The sequence below is a fragment of the Nostoc flagelliforme FACHB-838 genome, assembly GCF_014698065.1.
In the GTDB taxonomy this organism is placed as follows: Bacteria; Cyanobacteriota; Cyanobacteriia; order Cyanobacteriales; family Nostocaceae; genus Nostoc; species Nostoc flagelliforme_B.
In genome coordinates this window covers 1-14279 of record NZ_JACJSI010000157.1, presented here as the reverse complement: position 1 = coordinate 14279, position 14279 = coordinate 1, and the positions used below count along the sequence as shown (strand labels likewise).

Sequence of the window (14279 nt, the reverse complement as noted above, 5' to 3'; positions counted from 1 at the left end):
TGAGATGTTTTTCTCAAGATGTGCTGCAACTATTTTTTCTCGAAGATCGACAGAGTAAGACTTCATTTAAAAGTATTTATATTTTAATCTAGTGTACCTCATAATAGACGCAAGTGCTGTATCGTACTTACAAGAGAATCAAATCCAACCGTTATCTCCACAGGAATTGTTCACGCAAATTACCGCAGAGATTGACTTTTATCAACAGCAGATAAGCATTCTCAACCGAAAGTTAACCGTATTAGCTAAGGGTGCAAACAATGGCTAATTCTACAGGCAATTTTGACCGTAGGGCTAATCATTTGCTGCGTTCGATTCGCCTTTGCGGTGGTTGTGTTCCTCTGCACCGTTTGCAATTCCAATTTTCAGATTCAGTTCATTCAAACACTGCTGGATAAAGAACTGGTGCAAGTGCAGAACACGGGACGCGGCTTTTTGTTGGAGATTGCCGAGGATTTTAACTCTTAATCGAAGAGGAAGCAATTATGAAACTTTACGCTAAGACCATTGCACAGACTTTACCTGATTGGGCAACCATCGTTACAAAGAGTGCAGATTTGATTGAGATTGAAATCAATGATGAACACCCAAATTTTCAATCTCTGCTTGAGGAGTTAGAAACCGAGATTGAGCCAGTAACTCTTGGTGTGAAAGCGGTTCGCGGAGCGTGCCGTAGGCAAGATTTATGTTTCAGGCTGGGCATAGAAATGTCTAACCCGCATCTCCACCAATTACTTGAACAAGCTCAAAACCTGATATCCGAAATCGCTGTACATCCAGATTACAAACAACTGCTGGGCTTAGGATATCAACCTGATTTAAACATTGCCGATGCTCAAACTGCACTGTCTTATTTGCAATGGGAACTAGACCGGAATCAACAGCCTTCTCTTTAGTACAAAAGCAATTGTCTGAATGTAGTCAATATTCAGACGATTGCAACTACGGGAAATTACTTTCCGCTACAGAATTTCCATTATACACAGAACACCAATCAATAAAACTTAACCGAGGTGAAATATGATTGCTGAAATCAAACTAGGTTTATGTAACCCTCCCGAACCCATCTATTTATTTGTCAATCAAGGGGAGGTAGATGGCGAATCTTTCGTTTGGTACAAGTTCAATATCAACCAAGATAAGAAAATGCCTGTTACCCAAAGAGCATTAACTGGGTACTTATCAGAACTGCGATTGACAACTAAAGAATTCAAAGGAAAGGACAACTTAAAGCTGGATATTGTTGTCAGTGCTGATGAACTTTATGTTGTCAGAACAGGTATTGAAACCAATTTTGCTAAAAGCTTCCTTTTAGCTGCCTCATTAGTCCAAGATTTCTCCAAACCACTGATTATTGTCGCTAATGCTGGCGACGAGAACACGGTTTTCTGTAACCTTTACGATGCTGCAACCAAAACCAAGATTTACAGGGAATGGAGTAGAGATTTAGATTGGGCAACTATCATTCGTGACATTCAATCTTTATTGGGTGCAACTTCAAACTCGATTCCCGAAACCCCACTAACTCCACCAAAACTTAGTTTAGTTCCTCAATCAGTACACCCACAGGATTTACGAGTTAAAAATATTCGCACCTTGCTTGATTATCCCCTTGATTTGGTCAGAGAGTGGTTGCAATTCCAGGATGTTGACCGCCCAAGTTTACTTGATATTAGCCAGATTAATGAACTAATCAAAACCATGTGTTTGGCTTGGGCGGCAGGCAAGTGTGACCATCCCAATCATGCTGAGTCTTTGTATCAAAAGCAGGTTCTTGATGCTGTTGTTAGCGGTGCTGATGAGTTAACAGCAATCAACGCATGGATGCAACAGTTGCAAGCGGTAAAGACTGGGGCAGTGTAAATCGAAAGTCAGAAGTCAGAAGTCAGAATTCAGGATTCAGAATTATTCTGATTTCTGACTCCTGGCTCCTGAATTCTCAACATCAGAGGAATTAACCATGAAAGTCATTGTCACAGTAGTCGAAAAAATCATAAGTGAAGCTCACATCGATATCCCTGATGGGCTGAATAAATCCGCAATTAAACAGCACATCGTAGACCGCTACAACACTGGGGCAATGTCCACAGATATGAACATCTTTCAAGTTGATTTTGAATCTATCAGCGCTCGAATTGTCCAACAACAGCCTGATACTAAATCTGCATAAACATTGGAGGTAATAAATGAATCTCAAATGGACTGATAAAGAACTCGGAATCATTGAAGCTAAAGCTGAACTTTATACCCCTAAGCAAATAGCCTCAATCTTAAAAAGACATGGCTATTCTCGCACTCCAATTGCTATTGCTACTAAACTTTGGGCTTTGGGTTATTCTACAAGCCCCTTTCTCGATAACTATAGCAGTACTGAAATCGCCCGTGTTCTGTGTGTGCATTCCACTACTGTTTCTGGCTGGGTGCGCCGTGGTTGGTTGAAAACTAGCCGACGTTCTTCTAAACGTTATCAAGTCCGTAGATGGCATCTCAAAAACTTTTTTGACAATCCCCCACAACATCTCAAAAAACGTATTGCCTCTATTGACTCCGAAGCCATTAATTACTTATTGGGAAGAAAAGCATGATTGACAACTTTAATGCACTTCAAACAAGTTGGTATCTCTCTCCTCCTTGGGGTCGAACAATTCCACCCGTTGAGGTGAATTTACTGGAGAGAGTATACCTCAGAACTACGAGAACATTTGGTTACTGCTGCGGTATGCAATGGAAGCATGAAACTTGGCTTTACTCAATTGACTGCCGTAATGAAATACTCCACGCTACACAAAACCAAATCATCGGGACGGGAGAGTTAGAAGCCATCACTGTGCAAAAACCTGCTTTCGTTTTGGGAGAAAGAGTGATGCTCTGTTCTCACGAAAAGGGAACAAAGCAACGGCTGATTTTGGGGATTGGGCTGGTGAATAATTCTTGGTTTTACCTTGTTGAATTGGTGTCGCCAACCTTAACTCAATCACAGGCTATATCGAATCGTTTCTCATTAGTTGGTGAAAAAAGTTTGGTGCGCGTGAATGTTTAAAGTTTTGAGATTTAGTTAGGAGCCAAGCAACATGAGTTTACCTTTAAATCAAAATATTTTAGTCGAGTCTCCATCATTGAGAACTTCTGCACTTTCTAACCTAGATGATTCACGTGCCCAAGAAGTTCTTAGCAAAGCAAAGGCAATAGTGTTTGCTGTATGGAACGGTAGCGGCTGGGCAACTACTGCACAAATAGCGGAATATTTTTCAGTTACAGAGTCCGCAGTCAAAGAACTAACAAGAGTAAATCAATCTGAATTCCAAACCCAAGAAACTAAAACCCTTACAGGCATTGACTTACGTGATGCTCGACAGACACTCTGTCTACCATCTAGAACTTCCCAAGTTAGAGTTTTTTCGGCTTTGGGTGCATTAAGGATCGCAATGATCTTGCAGCAATCTCAAGTAGCAGCGCAAGTTAGAACCATTATTTTAGACTTGGTTGCAGCAGTTCCCAGCATCACTCCTCAAACTCCTGCACCTGCACCTGCACCTGTTCCTGCTCTCCCACCTGTTGAGCAGCGCCTACAAACTTTGGTCGAGGCAATGAGAACTTTAGCTGAACTTACGGGGGGCAGACTCAACCCCTACATGGAGCAGCATTTTCAAGACTTCGCCGCCAATCTTCTAGCCCAACACAATCAACAAGCACTTTCCGGTAGCCAACAAAAATGGATGGGCGTGGTCAACTTTGCAGAGAGCGAAGTGGGAAAGAAAGTCCCCTTGAGCGGTTCACATTATCGCGGTCATCTCGGTACTTGGGTTCGCACCTTTTACCCACAACTGGGAGAGCGTCAGGAAATACGCCTGGTCAACGGCACTCAGCAGCCTGTTTACGTTTACGCCTGCCATGACTCAATTGTTGCAGATGGGCTAACCAAGGCAATTGAAGAGTTTTTCGCTCATCCAAACCCGACTGCTGCGCTCAGGCAGGCGGGGGCTTTTACCACCAAGAAGGCACGGGTGTTGGTCAAAAAATGAAAGCAATCGCACTCCTTAGTCAAAGGCGATCGCTTGATTGCAATTGCATCTGTGATCAGTGCTGGGTTCATCGTATCAGTTTTCGCTTCATCACTCGAACTCAGAAACAAACTTTTAGATTTTCATCAAAAATAAGGACAAATTCTCATGCAACAACTCAATTTATTTACTGAATCAGCCCCAGTTTTACCAGTCAGTTATTACCCTGATTTCTTAACTCTTGAACAAGCCAATGAACTCTACCAACACTGTTTGAAACTGGAGTGGCAGCAGAATCAAATCAGGATCGCGGGTAAAACAATGCCCGTCCCCCGCCTCGAATGTATTTACGGGGACTACGGCTGCGATTACCTTTACTCCAACAGTGTATTTTTGAAACCCATGACTTGGACAGATGCTCTGTCTAAGTTACGAGATAGAATCACCGCTTTGACTGGCTACAAATTCCGCATCGTCATCGGAAATCAATACCGCAGTGGCCAGGACAGCATCGGTTGGCACGCAGACAACGAGCCATCGATGGGATCTAACCCTGCAATCGTATCAATCAGCCTGGGGTCATGTCGCAAATTCCAAATCAAAGCCATCGGCGGCAGACCAACAGACTTCTGGCTGGAACACGGGAGCTTGCTTGTGATGCATCCTGGTTGTCAGTCTACACATCTGCACCAAGTTCCCAAAACCTCTTTAAGTGGTTCGGAAGTATACGAATACCTTTTATACGCTCTGCCCCAAACTGCCAGACGCAACGATGGGCGACTGCGCGACGGGTACTTGAAAAGATATGCCCACGCAGAGTCGGGCGCATGGTGGGTTAGTGGACTCGACCCCCTCAATAATTGGCTACCGATGGACTGGGGACGCATGAAACCTGATTACCCAAGGCTCGAATGGGACAAGACAACCCAAGAGCAAACTCAAAAGCCTGTCAAATACGAGTCACCCCCCAAAACTCCCAACCGAGTCACCTACCTGAGAGTCCCTCTGCACATTTGGCGGTTGATAGCTCTACGGTATGACGTGCCGATGCCAGAACATATTACTGTTACCTCTGAAGGTGAAGCACTGGGTTTTTGGGCTTGGATCATGGCACACCCCGAAATCCCTGTATGCCTCACGGAGGGCGAGAAGAAGGCTGCTTGTCTTCTGACTTTGGGATATGTAGCAATCGCACTCCCTGGAATCTGGAACGGTCGAGTCGGCAAGGAAGATGTGGAATACCTGCACCCTGATTTAGTCCCAATGGCGCAAAAGGGTCGCAAATTCGTTATCCTTTTCGACTACGAAACCAAACCCAAAACAAAACAGCAAGTTTTTGCTGCTACTCGCCGCACCTGTCAAGTAATTCTCCAACTTACTCTCGAGTGTGAAGTAGCAGTTTTGCCTGGCCCCGAAAAAGGGATTGATGATTGGGTTGTAGCACTGGGGAAAAAAGCTGAGAAAGCTGTCAGCACTATGATTGCTGATGCTTTGAGAATCAGCGAGTTAAACCAAAGGTTTTTCGTAAATCGTGCCAGGGGGCTTCACAAATTCAAACCCAATATTGTCGTTAATACCCGCTATCTTTCCACAGTCATCCGCTCCCTGCCTCAATCTGGGTTAGTTGCTTTGGCTTCCGACATGGGTACTGGCAAGACTGAAATCTTGGCAATGATTAGAAAAGATAACCCAGACTTGAGCTTTTTGAACAATGGGCATCGGGTTACTCTTTTGAAGAATCTCAGTGATCGCCTACAAACAGCAATGTACTCTGCGATTTCTTGCGGTGACTGGGCTAAAGCAAAAGCGCTGAGTATCACTGTAGACTCATTGTATAAAATGGCGAATGATTTACAGGCTTATGACGTTCTATTTATTGATGAAGCCTGCCAGTATCTCGCCCATCTGCTCAAATCGAAAACCTGCAAAGAACACCGGGGGGCTATTCTGAAGGTGCTGGAATACTTGGTCTACAATGCCAAACTGGTTGTTTTGGCTGACGCTCACCTGGATGATTTGACTATCGAGTTTTTTATGCGGATGCGACCGGCTGGTGAGAAACCCTACATCATCAAAAACGAATATCGTTCAGGGGGCCGTCAGGTTTATTGGTACGAGGGGAAAAACAGCAGCGCAATCGTTGCCGAGTTCCACGCTCAGTTGATGCTTGGTAAAAAACTGATGATGGTCAGCGACAGCAAGCGGTTTATCAAAAAGCTAGAAAGAGCGCTCAATGATGGTTCAGCAATTGATGATGCTGATGATACACCCGAATCAGCCGAAGACCGCAAGTTACGAGTGTGGGCTATTCATTCGGAAAATAGTGGCAGTGAAGAGAATGTCATCTTTATCAGGGAGATTAACATTGCTATTCTTGATCTCGATGCTTTTTTAATTACTCCCAGTCTCAGTTCAGGGGTTGACATTTCCAGCTATCATTTTGATGCTGTATTCGGTGTGTTTCATGCTGTCTCACAGTCGGCTACAGAATGCGCCCAGCAATTATGGCGGTATCGTCCAGATGTCCCTATGTACGTTTGAGTTGCACCGCGCCCTCCCTTTGGTTATGCCGAAACCAATGCCCGTCGCATCAAGGAAAGGATTCTCCAGAAAAATGAAATGACCGCGTTTTTGATTCGCATTGACAGAGAGACAGGCAGACGTGGGGCTGAGAAGGATTGGGCATTGGATGCTAGCTGTCAGATTGAAGCGCAACGGAATTGGTCGATTAATAATTTACGTTCCGATCTGTGATCGCTGCTTGAAGAGATGGGCAATACGATTATTCCTTTGGGCGACAGTGGTGATGAAAGTACTTCGCGGTGGATGAAGGCAGCTGGTATTGCCATCGATGAAGAGCATTACCGTAAAGTTGCCAATGCCAAAGATATTGACAGGAGGACTTACAACAGCAGGCAGCATCAGGATTATCTCAAGCCGGAGGAGGTTTTGGAATGTGAGAAGTTCCGCATTCAGGACACTTATGGCATGAGCGTTACCCCTGAACTGGTGGAGAAAGATGACTCTGGGCGGTTAATTAAAAAGATTGTCGCACTGGAGGCGATATTGGCAGCGCCTGGGGAAATGAGTACTGATGAGCAGGACCGGGAATGTGTTTCACCACCGACTGTGGTTGCCGAACGCGATAAATCAGAACGGGAGCGATTAGCTATTTGCACAGACTGGAGCAATCATTCTACCGCGTGGTTAATGCGTCATCGGCTGGGACTCAGGGCTGTGCTAGTGGATCTGATGGCTGGGGTTGAGATAAAAGGCGACGAGGCGATGATTCAGGCTTTGGCTGACTTCTCAAAACGCAATGCATCTCACGTTAAAGGTATTCTCAACCTGACGATTCCGCTATCAGAGTCTGCTTTGTGGATTTTAGGACAATACCTCTGGCAACTGGGTTTGTCTACTGAGTCACGAAGACCAATGGAGGATGGGCAGCGTGTTCGGTATTATCGGCTGAATACTGAGGATGTCGAGTTTATCCAACAGGTGCTGGATTATCGGCAACGGCAGAGGGAGGAAAAGGAACGCAAACGCCAAGATGAACAAGAACGAAATGCAGCTTATGCAGCTAGGATGCAGTCTCAATATGGGATTAATGCTCCGTCCACACCCCCCCTTAATGAAGATGGCAGTAATAATCGGGGGGGTATGGACACAGAGCCAGAACTCAGTGATTCTTGGTGGGAACGGGTTAAATATTATGCTCGGCTGGCGATTGAACGGGTTGAATACGGTGTAGAATCAGTTAAAGAATTACTCAGTACGCTAACGAGTGATGAGCGTTGCGGCGTGATGCTGGAGTTTGAAGACGCAAGCCCTGACAAGTTTACTCAATTGGTGACAGATGCCCCGCAGTGGACTGAATGGATGGCTTGATTTATTCGGCACAGAATCAAAATTGGAGATGTCTACACCTTGAATGAAGCGTTGGACAGAAAACTACCTTTATCAAAGAAAGTGCCATTCGATTGGCACTATCGTTTACGAGATGCTAAAAATAGCATCTCGTAAAACGTAACGCTTGGATAGCAAAGCACTAATCAAAGATTAAACAACCACAAAATTATTTTCGCTTAGTGACAATCCAGTAGATAATTGTGCAAATTGTACCTGAGTAAACCCAGATTTACTGCCATCTTGGTCAAAGAACAATCCACCTGTAGCGCTGTTATAGATAAATCGCTGAGTATTAGTGGTTGCAGATGTTCCGATAGTAAGCTGACTTACTTGAAGTGAACCTGATGATAATCCGCCACCAAAGCCAGCAGCCGATACCTGAATCAGTTCATTAATCGTGGTCGCGTTGAAGTCATTAATAATATCAACACCTTCATTGAAACTATTGAAAGTAAAGGTGTCAGTACCATATTCTCCAATTAGGGTATCATTACCTTTGCTACCTGTAAGGATATCATTGCCAGAATAACCCTTGAGGGTATCATTGCCATTGCTCCCCACAATCAAGTCATCGTAGGCTGTACCTGAGATATTTAATTGTTCGATATTGTTGTAATTAACCCGATACGTGCCCACTGTAATTGAGCCAGTGTTAGTAGTAGCATTGAATGTCGAAGTAATTCCCCCAGCAGTAAAGTTGTAAATGGCGAACAACGAATCATTACCGTTACCCCCATCTACTGTTTGAATCACTAAATCAGACAGGTCAGTATCTACGGAATTAGTGATGAAATTGAAGGAATCATTGCCATCACCCCCAGAGAAGAAGTTATTACCTGTTGAATAATCAGCAGTCAATGTATCATTACCAGCACCACCGTTGAGGGTGTTATTCCCCGAAGAAAGGTAATAAAAGTCTTGATCGCTATAGTTGATAATATCGCCAGATATGGAGAGAGAATCATTTCCATCGCCTCCAGACAGTAAGTTATTGCCTGTTGAAATGCCAGCATTCAAGGTATCGTTACCAGCACCACCGTTGAGGGTGTTATTGCCTGATGGAGATTGAGCATTTAAGGTAGCTAGAAGCTATTGTTTCATCGATAGATATAGAAAATCCCCTCGCATCCTTGGATGCTGATGAAGGATTGTTGCTACAGCAGCATTAATCGAATCTTACAAAACTACTAGTAGTCTGCCAACCCAAAAATGCGCTTTTTCAGACTGGGGAAAGGGGAAAGGTTAAGGGATTTAAACCCTTTCCCCCTGCCCCAAATTCTTTACTTCGTGAGGTCCCCACCTTCCCCCAAACCCAGTACCCCGCTTTCGTGACGAAAGCGAACTACTAGATAGTGCTGGCTCCTTCGTAGTGATGACGAATTTGCGGAGGCGATTGCCCAATTACACCCGCTCGTGGTTCAAGAAGAACAGCACCGTCAAGCGTTGTTTTCTGCCTGTGGGGTTGCCTAACAAGCACCAAAAATCGCCCCTCGGTTTGCTGCAAAATACTCCCCAATTTTGGGCACGATTTGCAATAACACCATATTGCTTTCTCTTCCCTTTTTTGTATTTGCAGATAATTCATAAAATATTATTCTTAGTTAAAAATTAATATGAATAGAGAACGGAGGCGGCAGATCATGAACGATTGGAATTTGCCTTGGTCAGGCGGATGTCGTTGCTCCCAGATCCGGTTTCAGGTGAGTGCCCCGCCTCTGCTGACGATGGCTTGTCACTGCACAGGTTGCCAGCGAATGACTGCCAGCGCTTTTTCTTTAAGCGTTGCGATTCCAAGCGTTGGGTTCTCAATTCACAAAGGTCAGCCGACCATCGGCGGTTTGCATGGCGCAACTCGCCATTACTTCTGCCCACACTGCATGAGTTGGATATTTACTCGACCTGAAGGAATGGACCAGTTCGTTAACCTTCGTGCGACGATGCTGGACGATGCCTCATGGTTCACGCCTTTCATCGAAACTTGGACGAGGGAAAAGCTGCTATGGGCGACGACCTCTGCGGTTCATAGCTTCGAGACCCTGCCCAAAGAAGAAGACTATGCTTCCCTGATAGAAGAATACACCAAGCAAGCATCGAAATTGGAGTGATGCAATCCACAACCTCAGAATGATGTTTCTTTCATTGAATTAAGCCTTCTTTACTTTGGGACTTATTAGCAAACATTTAGTGCATCTAGCTGTTAAAAGAGTTCGCCCCTACTCGACCAATTAATCCTATTGTTGCCGCTCCTGGCAACAGGATTCCTTAACAAGCAAAGGAAACACCAGGTATGTCATCCAAAGCTGAAGAATTTACTATTGGTGTCGAAGAGGAATATCAAATTATCAATCCGACGACGCGGCAACTGAGTTCACGTGTTGAACACGTTCTGCCAAAAGCCCAGGAAGCCCTTGGCTTGGAGGTACAGCCAGAAGCCCAACGTTCGCAGATAGAAATTGGTACGCCCATCTGTAGAACACTTGCAGATGTGCGCTTTGAGCTTGTTCGTTTGCGTCGTGAAGTGATAACGGCGGCTGCCAAGGATGGGAACCAAATTGCCGCCGCTGGCACACACCCGTTTTCACACTGGGATCAACAGCAGCTCACACCCAAAGAACGTTATCAAACGCTGATGGAAGATTATCAACAACTCACCCGTGAGCTAGTTATTTTTGGCTGTCATGTACATGTGGGAATTAGCGATCGCTGTAGAGCCATCAGCGTCATGAACCGTTCCCGTGTGTGGCTATCCCCACTTTTAGCATTGGCAGCATCTTCACCTTTCTGGCTAGGTACAGATACAGGTTATGCAAGCTATCGTACCGAGATTTGGGGACGATGGCCCCTATCTGGAGTACCACTGATTTTCGAGTCTTTAGCCGACTACGAAGCACTTGTACAAGTTTTAGTGGAGACAAAAAGTCTCGCGGAGGCGACAAAGATTTATTGGGATGTGCGTTTGTCTGAGCGCTTCCCGACAATCGAGTTTCGAGTCACAGATGTCTGTCAGACGGTAGACGAAGCGGTAATGGTAGCAGGGCTTGTACGTGCTTTGGCGCGAACTTGCTACCAACAAGCCATGAGTGATAAACCGTTTCCCGCAGTCCGCCACGAACTTGTACGTGTTGCTCACTGGCGTGCCGCACGTTATGGATTAGATGAGGATTTAATCGACTTTACCACTATGAGAGCCGTCCCAGCACGGGAGTTGGTTGAGAACTTTCTTACCTTCGTGCGTCCATCGCTTGAGGAGTACGGAGAATGGGATGAAGTTTCCTCTCTTGTACAGCAAACAATGGAGTTCGGGAATGGCGCAACACGGCAGCGTGACGTTTACAAGCGAACCGGAAGCTTAGAGAATGTCGTTGATTTAATTGTCCAAGACACAGCAAAAGGGATAGCGTCAGTATAGGAGACAGGACTTTATGCTAGTTCACATTATTGCTGATTACGGGTTTGGTGACCTTGCCTTCGCAGAAGTGGTGCAGCGCATCAAGCTTCATCTACCGGATGCCCAAGCAATACTTACACCCGTGCCAGCTTTTGCCACACTGGCAGCAGGATTCTGTATCGCGCAGTTGGGTTTGAATCAAGCTCCGCCTGGGACAATCATCTATCACAATGTTGCGCCCCGTGAAGATGATGAGCAAGCACGTTCTGGAAATGCTGGTGAACGTCTTGCTTTTGCACGCTTGCCAACAGGTGTACGTGTAATTGGTGTTAATGCGGGTTATGCCTTTTCATTTGTGCGCGATTTAGCAGTAGAGTTGCGTTGGGCTGCTGTAGCGGCTTCTGGTTCACAGTTTCGTTCTCGTGATTTGTTTCCAGAAGCGGCTGGGGCGATCGCTCTAGGTCAACCTGATGCTTTAGGTGAAGAGATTCCTCGCTCTGATATACCTGATGTGCCGTCTAATTGTATAGCTTATATTGATGGCTACGGTAACTTGAAAACCACTATTAAGTATGAGGACACCAAGACACACCAAAGTGATACTGTAGGGGTGCAAATTGGTGAGAGCAAACACAAAGCAACCAAGAGCGATGGTAGTAAAGCCAGTGGAAACTAGACAGTTAGCTTTTGCGCCTGGTAGCAGTGGTTGGACTAATGCACAAGCTGAACAGATGCGTTGGATGGAAGTTTTCCTCAGAGGTGGTAATGCCTGGGAATCTTTTAATCGCCCAGCAATCGGCACACATATAAATATCAGCTAAAAGCCGTCCAGAATCACTTAGATCAAAATTTAATTTTTAGAAAGTACAGCTTACCTGAGTTTGATTGATTCACCATCATTATTTATTGCTTTTCCCATGTCTGATCCATTAATCGTTGTTGATGTTCAATCCGGTTTTATCAATGAATTCACTCATCACATCCCGCAGCGAGTTGCTCATTTAATTGAGCGAGGTGAGTATGCACCAGTTTTGTTTACTAGATTTATCAACGCACCTGATGGCCCCTATCAAAAATTCCTTGATTGGCATAGCTGTACGCATGAGCCAGAAACTAATATTGCTTCAGAATTAGAACCTTGGGTTAAACCAGAAGTAGTTTTTTCTAAGTTGGGGCTATGCGGTATACCAAATGAACTGGCAGACTACTTTAGAGGGCACTGTTTTGAAAGAGTTTTCATCTTAGGGATTGACACTGATATGTGTGTGTTGAAGATAGCGATGGATTTTTTCGATATTGGCATTGAACCCATTGTATTAACTGATTGCTGCGCTAGTACAGCAGGCTTACAAGCACACTTAGCAGGTTTGGCGGTACTCAGTCGGAATATTGGTGCTTCTCGTCTGCGTGAGGCGGGTCTTTCTGAGGGTTTTTTAGCTGCACCACTAGACAAAAACAGAGAATAAAAATTCTCAAGAAATTGTGCGTTTTTAATTTAATGTTCGGTATAAAACAGGATCTTCTTTTTCGCTGTTTGCAAAATGCGCTCGCGTAATTTTAATGGCTCAATTACCTCCATCTGTGCGCCAAACCCCTGCATAGATACTTATAAAGTTAGTTCTGTTACATACGAAAGATTTGTATTATGGCAACAACCCCAATAAGCTCTCTAATATTTTGTATCCCCATTTGAGTGTTAGCAATCCGCAGAAAATTGCTAGGATCAGACTACCTATGATACCTGTGGTTATAGGTTCTGCATATCCAAACCAATCTGTATAACTCCAATACAATCCAGCGATCGCGACTCCGGTTATTGCACCAATACCAAAACGCTTAATTAATCTACCAACCTTTTCGGGTTTTAATTCAGGTGTATTTACTTCAGGGGGTAATGGGTTCATAAAAAACCTTTGCCTTTTTCGACAACAGTAAGCGCTCTGCTTCCCATTTTAGTCTTACTTAGTTATCGAATAAACATTCTTGTTACTTTCTACCAGTTTGAGTTAGGTTGAGCGAATGAGCGCACTGCTTCACTTACTTTCGTGCGCTCACTCAAAACCTTGAGACAACAAATCATCCGGCTATGTCTTTACCACTCTTGTAGGTCATCGCTCTAGGCTTTCGTTTCTTGAGAGGGACTACTGATTTCTTGGGTGCTTGTGGCGGACGGCATTGCTCACAATATAGAGGTCGAACCCCAAAGGTTTCTCGTTGTGTGGGTTGTTCGCATTGCTTACACACAAAGTTAAAAATGCGAGTATGAATTTCCCGCTTGTGCGCTCTGACGGTGTACTCTCGGACTTCAATAGTTTTGCTGGGCATCGGTTCTGTAATCGGTGTTCTATTTATAAGGATAGTTTCTGGTAAGCTAATAGTCATTCATTTTTCCAGAATGATTCGCTTGTAGTAAGGGCTTCAGCCCTACCTTTATGCAACTGAAATGCCGATTAGCTTATCAATATATTCATGCATTATTTGAGTGAAACAGTGACAATCTGATGGTTTTCGCCGGGGATTAAGCAGAGGCGATGCCGCCGGAAAGTGCGGGTACGCGATCGCACTCCTGACAGCAACAATCGGAGGTATCTTTAGAGGATGTTTTAAAAGTCGAAGCGAGTTAAAAATTATGCCAGTCGCCTGACCATAATCCGGATCATCGCAATGTAAATAAAAGTCTCAGAGGTTTCTGGTAGTCGTTCATAATCTTTACTTAAACGTCGACACCAGTTAAGCCAACCAAAAGTTCGCTCAACAACCCAGCGCTTTGGTAAATGGACAAAACCTTTCTTTTCCAATGGTCGAAGCACAATTTCCACAATCCAGCGAAACATATCCATCACCCAACGCATAAATTCTTCACCACGGTATCCGCCGTCCATCCAAATAAGATTTAAACGTTTTACCTGACTGCCTGTATTGTGAACTCGGTTGAGAACTTTTTTCGCTCCTTCTCGTTCTGGAAGACTGGCTGAGGT

The 14279-nt window shown here is 44.7% G+C and carries 21 protein-coding genes; 15 read left to right on the top strand and 6 right to left on the bottom strand.

Features of this window, described 5'->3' with window-relative positions; translation table 11 throughout:
* The first annotated feature begins 260 nt into the window (after positions 1-260).
* The 10 genes from H6G97_RS34430 (at position 261) to H6G97_RS53305 (ending at position 7892) form a co-directional block, all read left to right on the top strand.
* Positions 261-398 (top strand): hypothetical protein, encoded by a 138-nt coding sequence (locus H6G97_RS34430; protein ID WP_190944894.1) that lies wholly within the window; start codon positions 261-263, stop codon positions 396-398.
* 87 nt (positions 399-485) lie between these two features.
* Complete coding sequence (locus tag H6G97_RS53310; RefSeq protein WP_242055615.1) at positions 486-896, top strand: hypothetical protein; 411 nt, start codon at positions 486-488, stop codon at positions 894-896.
* 124 nt (positions 897-1020) lie between these two features.
* Positions 1021-1863, top strand: coding sequence for a hypothetical protein (locus tag H6G97_RS34420; RefSeq protein WP_190944893.1), 843 nt, complete (start codon positions 1021-1023; stop codon positions 1861-1863).
* A 97-nt stretch (positions 1864-1960) separates the two neighbouring features.
* A complete protein-coding gene (locus tag H6G97_RS34415; RefSeq protein ID WP_190944892.1) occupies positions 1961-2170 on the top strand; it encodes a hypothetical protein in 210 nt (69 codons plus the stop codon).
* Between the two features lie 16 nt (positions 2171-2186).
* Complete coding sequence (locus tag H6G97_RS34410; RefSeq protein ID WP_190944891.1) at positions 2187-2585, top strand: MerR family transcriptional regulator; 399 nt, start codon at positions 2187-2189, stop codon at positions 2583-2585.
* Positions 2582-3040 carry a DUF1392 domain-containing protein gene (locus tag H6G97_RS34405; protein ID WP_190944890.1) on the top strand — a complete coding sequence of 153 codons (459 nt, stop codon included), beginning with the start codon at positions 2582-2584 and terminating at the stop codon, positions 3038-3040. The genes H6G97_RS34410 and H6G97_RS34405 overlap by 4 nt, the downstream gene beginning before the upstream one ends.
* Positions 3041-3071: 31 nt before the next feature.
* The gene (locus H6G97_RS34400) at positions 3072-4022 is read left to right on the top strand and encodes a hypothetical protein (RefSeq protein ID WP_190944889.1); all 951 of its coding nucleotides are present in this window, start codon (positions 3072-3074) and stop codon (positions 4020-4022) included.
* 147 nt (positions 4023-4169) lie between these two features.
* The gene (locus H6G97_RS34395; RefSeq protein WP_190944888.1) at positions 4170-6542 is read left to right on the top strand and encodes a plasmid replication protein, CyRepA1 family; all 2373 of its coding nucleotides are present in this window, start codon (positions 4170-4172) and stop codon (positions 6540-6542) included.
* Between the two features lie 78 nt (positions 6543-6620).
* The gene (locus H6G97_RS54970) at positions 6621-6755 is read left to right on the top strand and encodes a hypothetical protein (protein WP_277883378.1); all 135 of its coding nucleotides are present in this window, start codon (positions 6621-6623) and stop codon (positions 6753-6755) included.
* Positions 6756-6770: 15 nt separating this feature from the next.
* Positions 6771-7892 (top strand): hypothetical protein, encoded by a 1122-nt coding sequence (locus H6G97_RS53305; RefSeq protein WP_242055613.1) that lies wholly within the window; start codon positions 6771-6773, stop codon positions 7890-7892.
* A 171-nt stretch (positions 7893-8063) separates the two neighbouring features.
* Here H6G97_RS53305 and H6G97_RS34385 read toward each other — a convergent pair whose 3' ends face one another.
* Positions 8064-8930, bottom strand: a complete 867-nt coding sequence (locus H6G97_RS34385) for a calcium-binding protein (RefSeq protein ID WP_190944887.1) — start codon at positions 8928-8930, stop codon at positions 8064-8066.
* A 328-nt stretch (positions 8931-9258) separates the two neighbouring features.
* Entirely contained in the window at positions 9259-9417 is a 159-nt protein-coding gene (locus H6G97_RS34380; RefSeq protein ID WP_190944886.1) for a hypothetical protein, read from the bottom strand.
* Between the two features lie 109 nt (positions 9418-9526).
* On the opposite strand from H6G97_RS34380, the gene H6G97_RS56485 reads away from it, so the two are divergent.
* The 5 genes from H6G97_RS56485 (at position 9527) to H6G97_RS34360 (ending at position 12767) form a co-directional block, all read left to right on the top strand.
* A complete protein-coding gene (locus H6G97_RS56485; protein ID WP_479684976.1) occupies positions 9527-10018 on the top strand; it encodes a GFA family protein in 492 nt (163 codons plus the stop codon).
* 182 nt (positions 10019-10200) lie between these two features.
* Positions 10201-11322, top strand: a complete 1122-nt coding sequence (locus H6G97_RS34370) for a carboxylate-amine ligase (RefSeq protein WP_190944884.1) — start codon at positions 10201-10203, stop codon at positions 11320-11322.
* Positions 11323-11335: 13 nt separating this feature from the next.
* The gene (locus H6G97_RS34365; RefSeq protein WP_242055609.1) at positions 11336-11977 is read left to right on the top strand and encodes an SAM-dependent chlorinase/fluorinase; all 642 of its coding nucleotides are present in this window, start codon (positions 11336-11338) and stop codon (positions 11975-11977) included.
* Positions 11952-12122 carry a hypothetical protein gene (locus H6G97_RS53295; RefSeq protein WP_242055607.1) on the top strand — a complete coding sequence of 57 codons (171 nt, stop codon included), beginning with the start codon at positions 11952-11954 and terminating at the stop codon, positions 12120-12122. The genes H6G97_RS34365 and H6G97_RS53295 overlap by 26 nt, the downstream gene beginning before the upstream one ends.
* A gap of 96 nt (positions 12123-12218) precedes the next feature.
* Entirely contained in the window at positions 12219-12767 is a 549-nt protein-coding gene (locus H6G97_RS34360; RefSeq protein WP_190944883.1) for a cysteine hydrolase family protein, read from the top strand.
* 29 nt (positions 12768-12796) lie between these two features.
* Here H6G97_RS34360 and H6G97_RS56480 read toward each other — a convergent pair whose 3' ends face one another.
* The 4 genes from H6G97_RS56480 to H6G97_RS34345 all read right to left on the bottom strand — a co-directional run.
* The gene (locus tag H6G97_RS56480) at positions 12797-12901 is read right to left on the bottom strand and encodes a WCX domain-containing protein (RefSeq protein WP_479684975.1); all 105 of its coding nucleotides are present in this window, start codon (positions 12899-12901) and stop codon (positions 12797-12799) included.
* Between the two features lie 43 nt (positions 12902-12944).
* Positions 12945-13205, bottom strand: coding sequence for a hypothetical protein (locus tag H6G97_RS34355; protein ID WP_199349851.1), 261 nt, complete (start codon positions 13203-13205; stop codon positions 12945-12947).
* 172 nt (positions 13206-13377) lie between these two features.
* Positions 13378-13626, bottom strand: a complete 249-nt coding sequence (locus H6G97_RS34350) for a hypothetical protein (protein WP_190944895.1) — start codon at positions 13624-13626, stop codon at positions 13378-13380.
* 302 nt (positions 13627-13928) lie between these two features.
* Positions 13929-14279, bottom strand: a 351-nt coding sequence (locus H6G97_RS34345; RefSeq protein WP_190941080.1) for a transposase, incomplete at its 5' end; no start/stop codon positions are given.

What these genes read in the sequence shown, in the direction of transcription:
- H6G97_RS56480 (WP_479684975.1), bottom strand. Translation starts at nt 12,901, where the DNA reads ATGCAGGGGTTTGGCGCACAGATGGAGGTAATTGAGCCATTAAAATTA.
- H6G97_RS53310 (WP_242055615.1), top strand. Translation starts at nt 486, where the DNA reads ATGAAACTTTACGCTAAGACCATTGCACAGACTTTACCTGATTGGGCA.
- H6G97_RS34395 (WP_190944888.1), top strand. Translation starts at nt 4,170, where the DNA reads ATGCAACAACTCAATTTATTTACTGAATCAGCCCCAGTTTTACCAGTC.
- H6G97_RS34400 (WP_190944889.1), top strand. Translation starts at nt 3,072, where the DNA reads ATGAGTTTACCTTTAAATCAAAATATTTTAGTCGAGTCTCCATCATTG.
- H6G97_RS53305 (WP_242055613.1), top strand. Translation starts at nt 6,771, where the DNA reads ATGGGCAATACGATTATTCCTTTGGGCGACAGTGGTGATGAAAGTACT.
- H6G97_RS34360 (WP_190944883.1), top strand. Translation starts at nt 12,219, where the DNA reads ATGTCTGATCCATTAATCGTTGTTGATGTTCAATCCGGTTTTATCAAT.
- H6G97_RS54970 (WP_277883378.1), top strand. Translation starts at nt 6,621, where the DNA reads ATGACCGCGTTTTTGATTCGCATTGACAGAGAGACAGGCAGACGTGGG.
- H6G97_RS53295 (WP_242055607.1), top strand. Translation starts at nt 11,952, where the DNA reads ATGGTAGTAAAGCCAGTGGAAACTAGACAGTTAGCTTTTGCGCCTGGT.
- H6G97_RS34355 (WP_199349851.1), bottom strand. Translation starts at nt 13,205, where the DNA reads ATGAACCCATTACCCCCTGAAGTAAATACACCTGAATTAAAACCCGAA.
- H6G97_RS34430 (WP_190944894.1), top strand. Translation starts at nt 261, where the DNA reads ATGGCTAATTCTACAGGCAATTTTGACCGTAGGGCTAATCATTTGCTG.
- H6G97_RS34420 (WP_190944893.1), top strand. Translation starts at nt 1,021, where the DNA reads ATGATTGCTGAAATCAAACTAGGTTTATGTAACCCTCCCGAACCCATC.
- H6G97_RS56485 (WP_479684976.1), top strand. Translation starts at nt 9,527, where the DNA reads ATGAATAGAGAACGGAGGCGGCAGATCATGAACGATTGGAATTTGCCT.
- H6G97_RS34415 (WP_190944892.1), top strand. Translation starts at nt 1,961, where the DNA reads ATGAAAGTCATTGTCACAGTAGTCGAAAAAATCATAAGTGAAGCTCAC.
- H6G97_RS34370 (WP_190944884.1), top strand. Translation starts at nt 10,201, where the DNA reads ATGTCATCCAAAGCTGAAGAATTTACTATTGGTGTCGAAGAGGAATAT.
- H6G97_RS34350 (WP_190944895.1), bottom strand. Translation starts at nt 13,626, where the DNA reads ATGCCCAGCAAAACTATTGAAGTCCGAGAGTACACCGTCAGAGCGCAC.
- H6G97_RS34405 (WP_190944890.1), top strand. Translation starts at nt 2,582, where the DNA reads ATGATTGACAACTTTAATGCACTTCAAACAAGTTGGTATCTCTCTCCT.
- H6G97_RS34410 (WP_190944891.1), top strand. Translation starts at nt 2,187, where the DNA reads ATGAATCTCAAATGGACTGATAAAGAACTCGGAATCATTGAAGCTAAA.
- H6G97_RS34365 (WP_242055609.1), top strand. Translation starts at nt 11,336, where the DNA reads ATGCTAGTTCACATTATTGCTGATTACGGGTTTGGTGACCTTGCCTTC.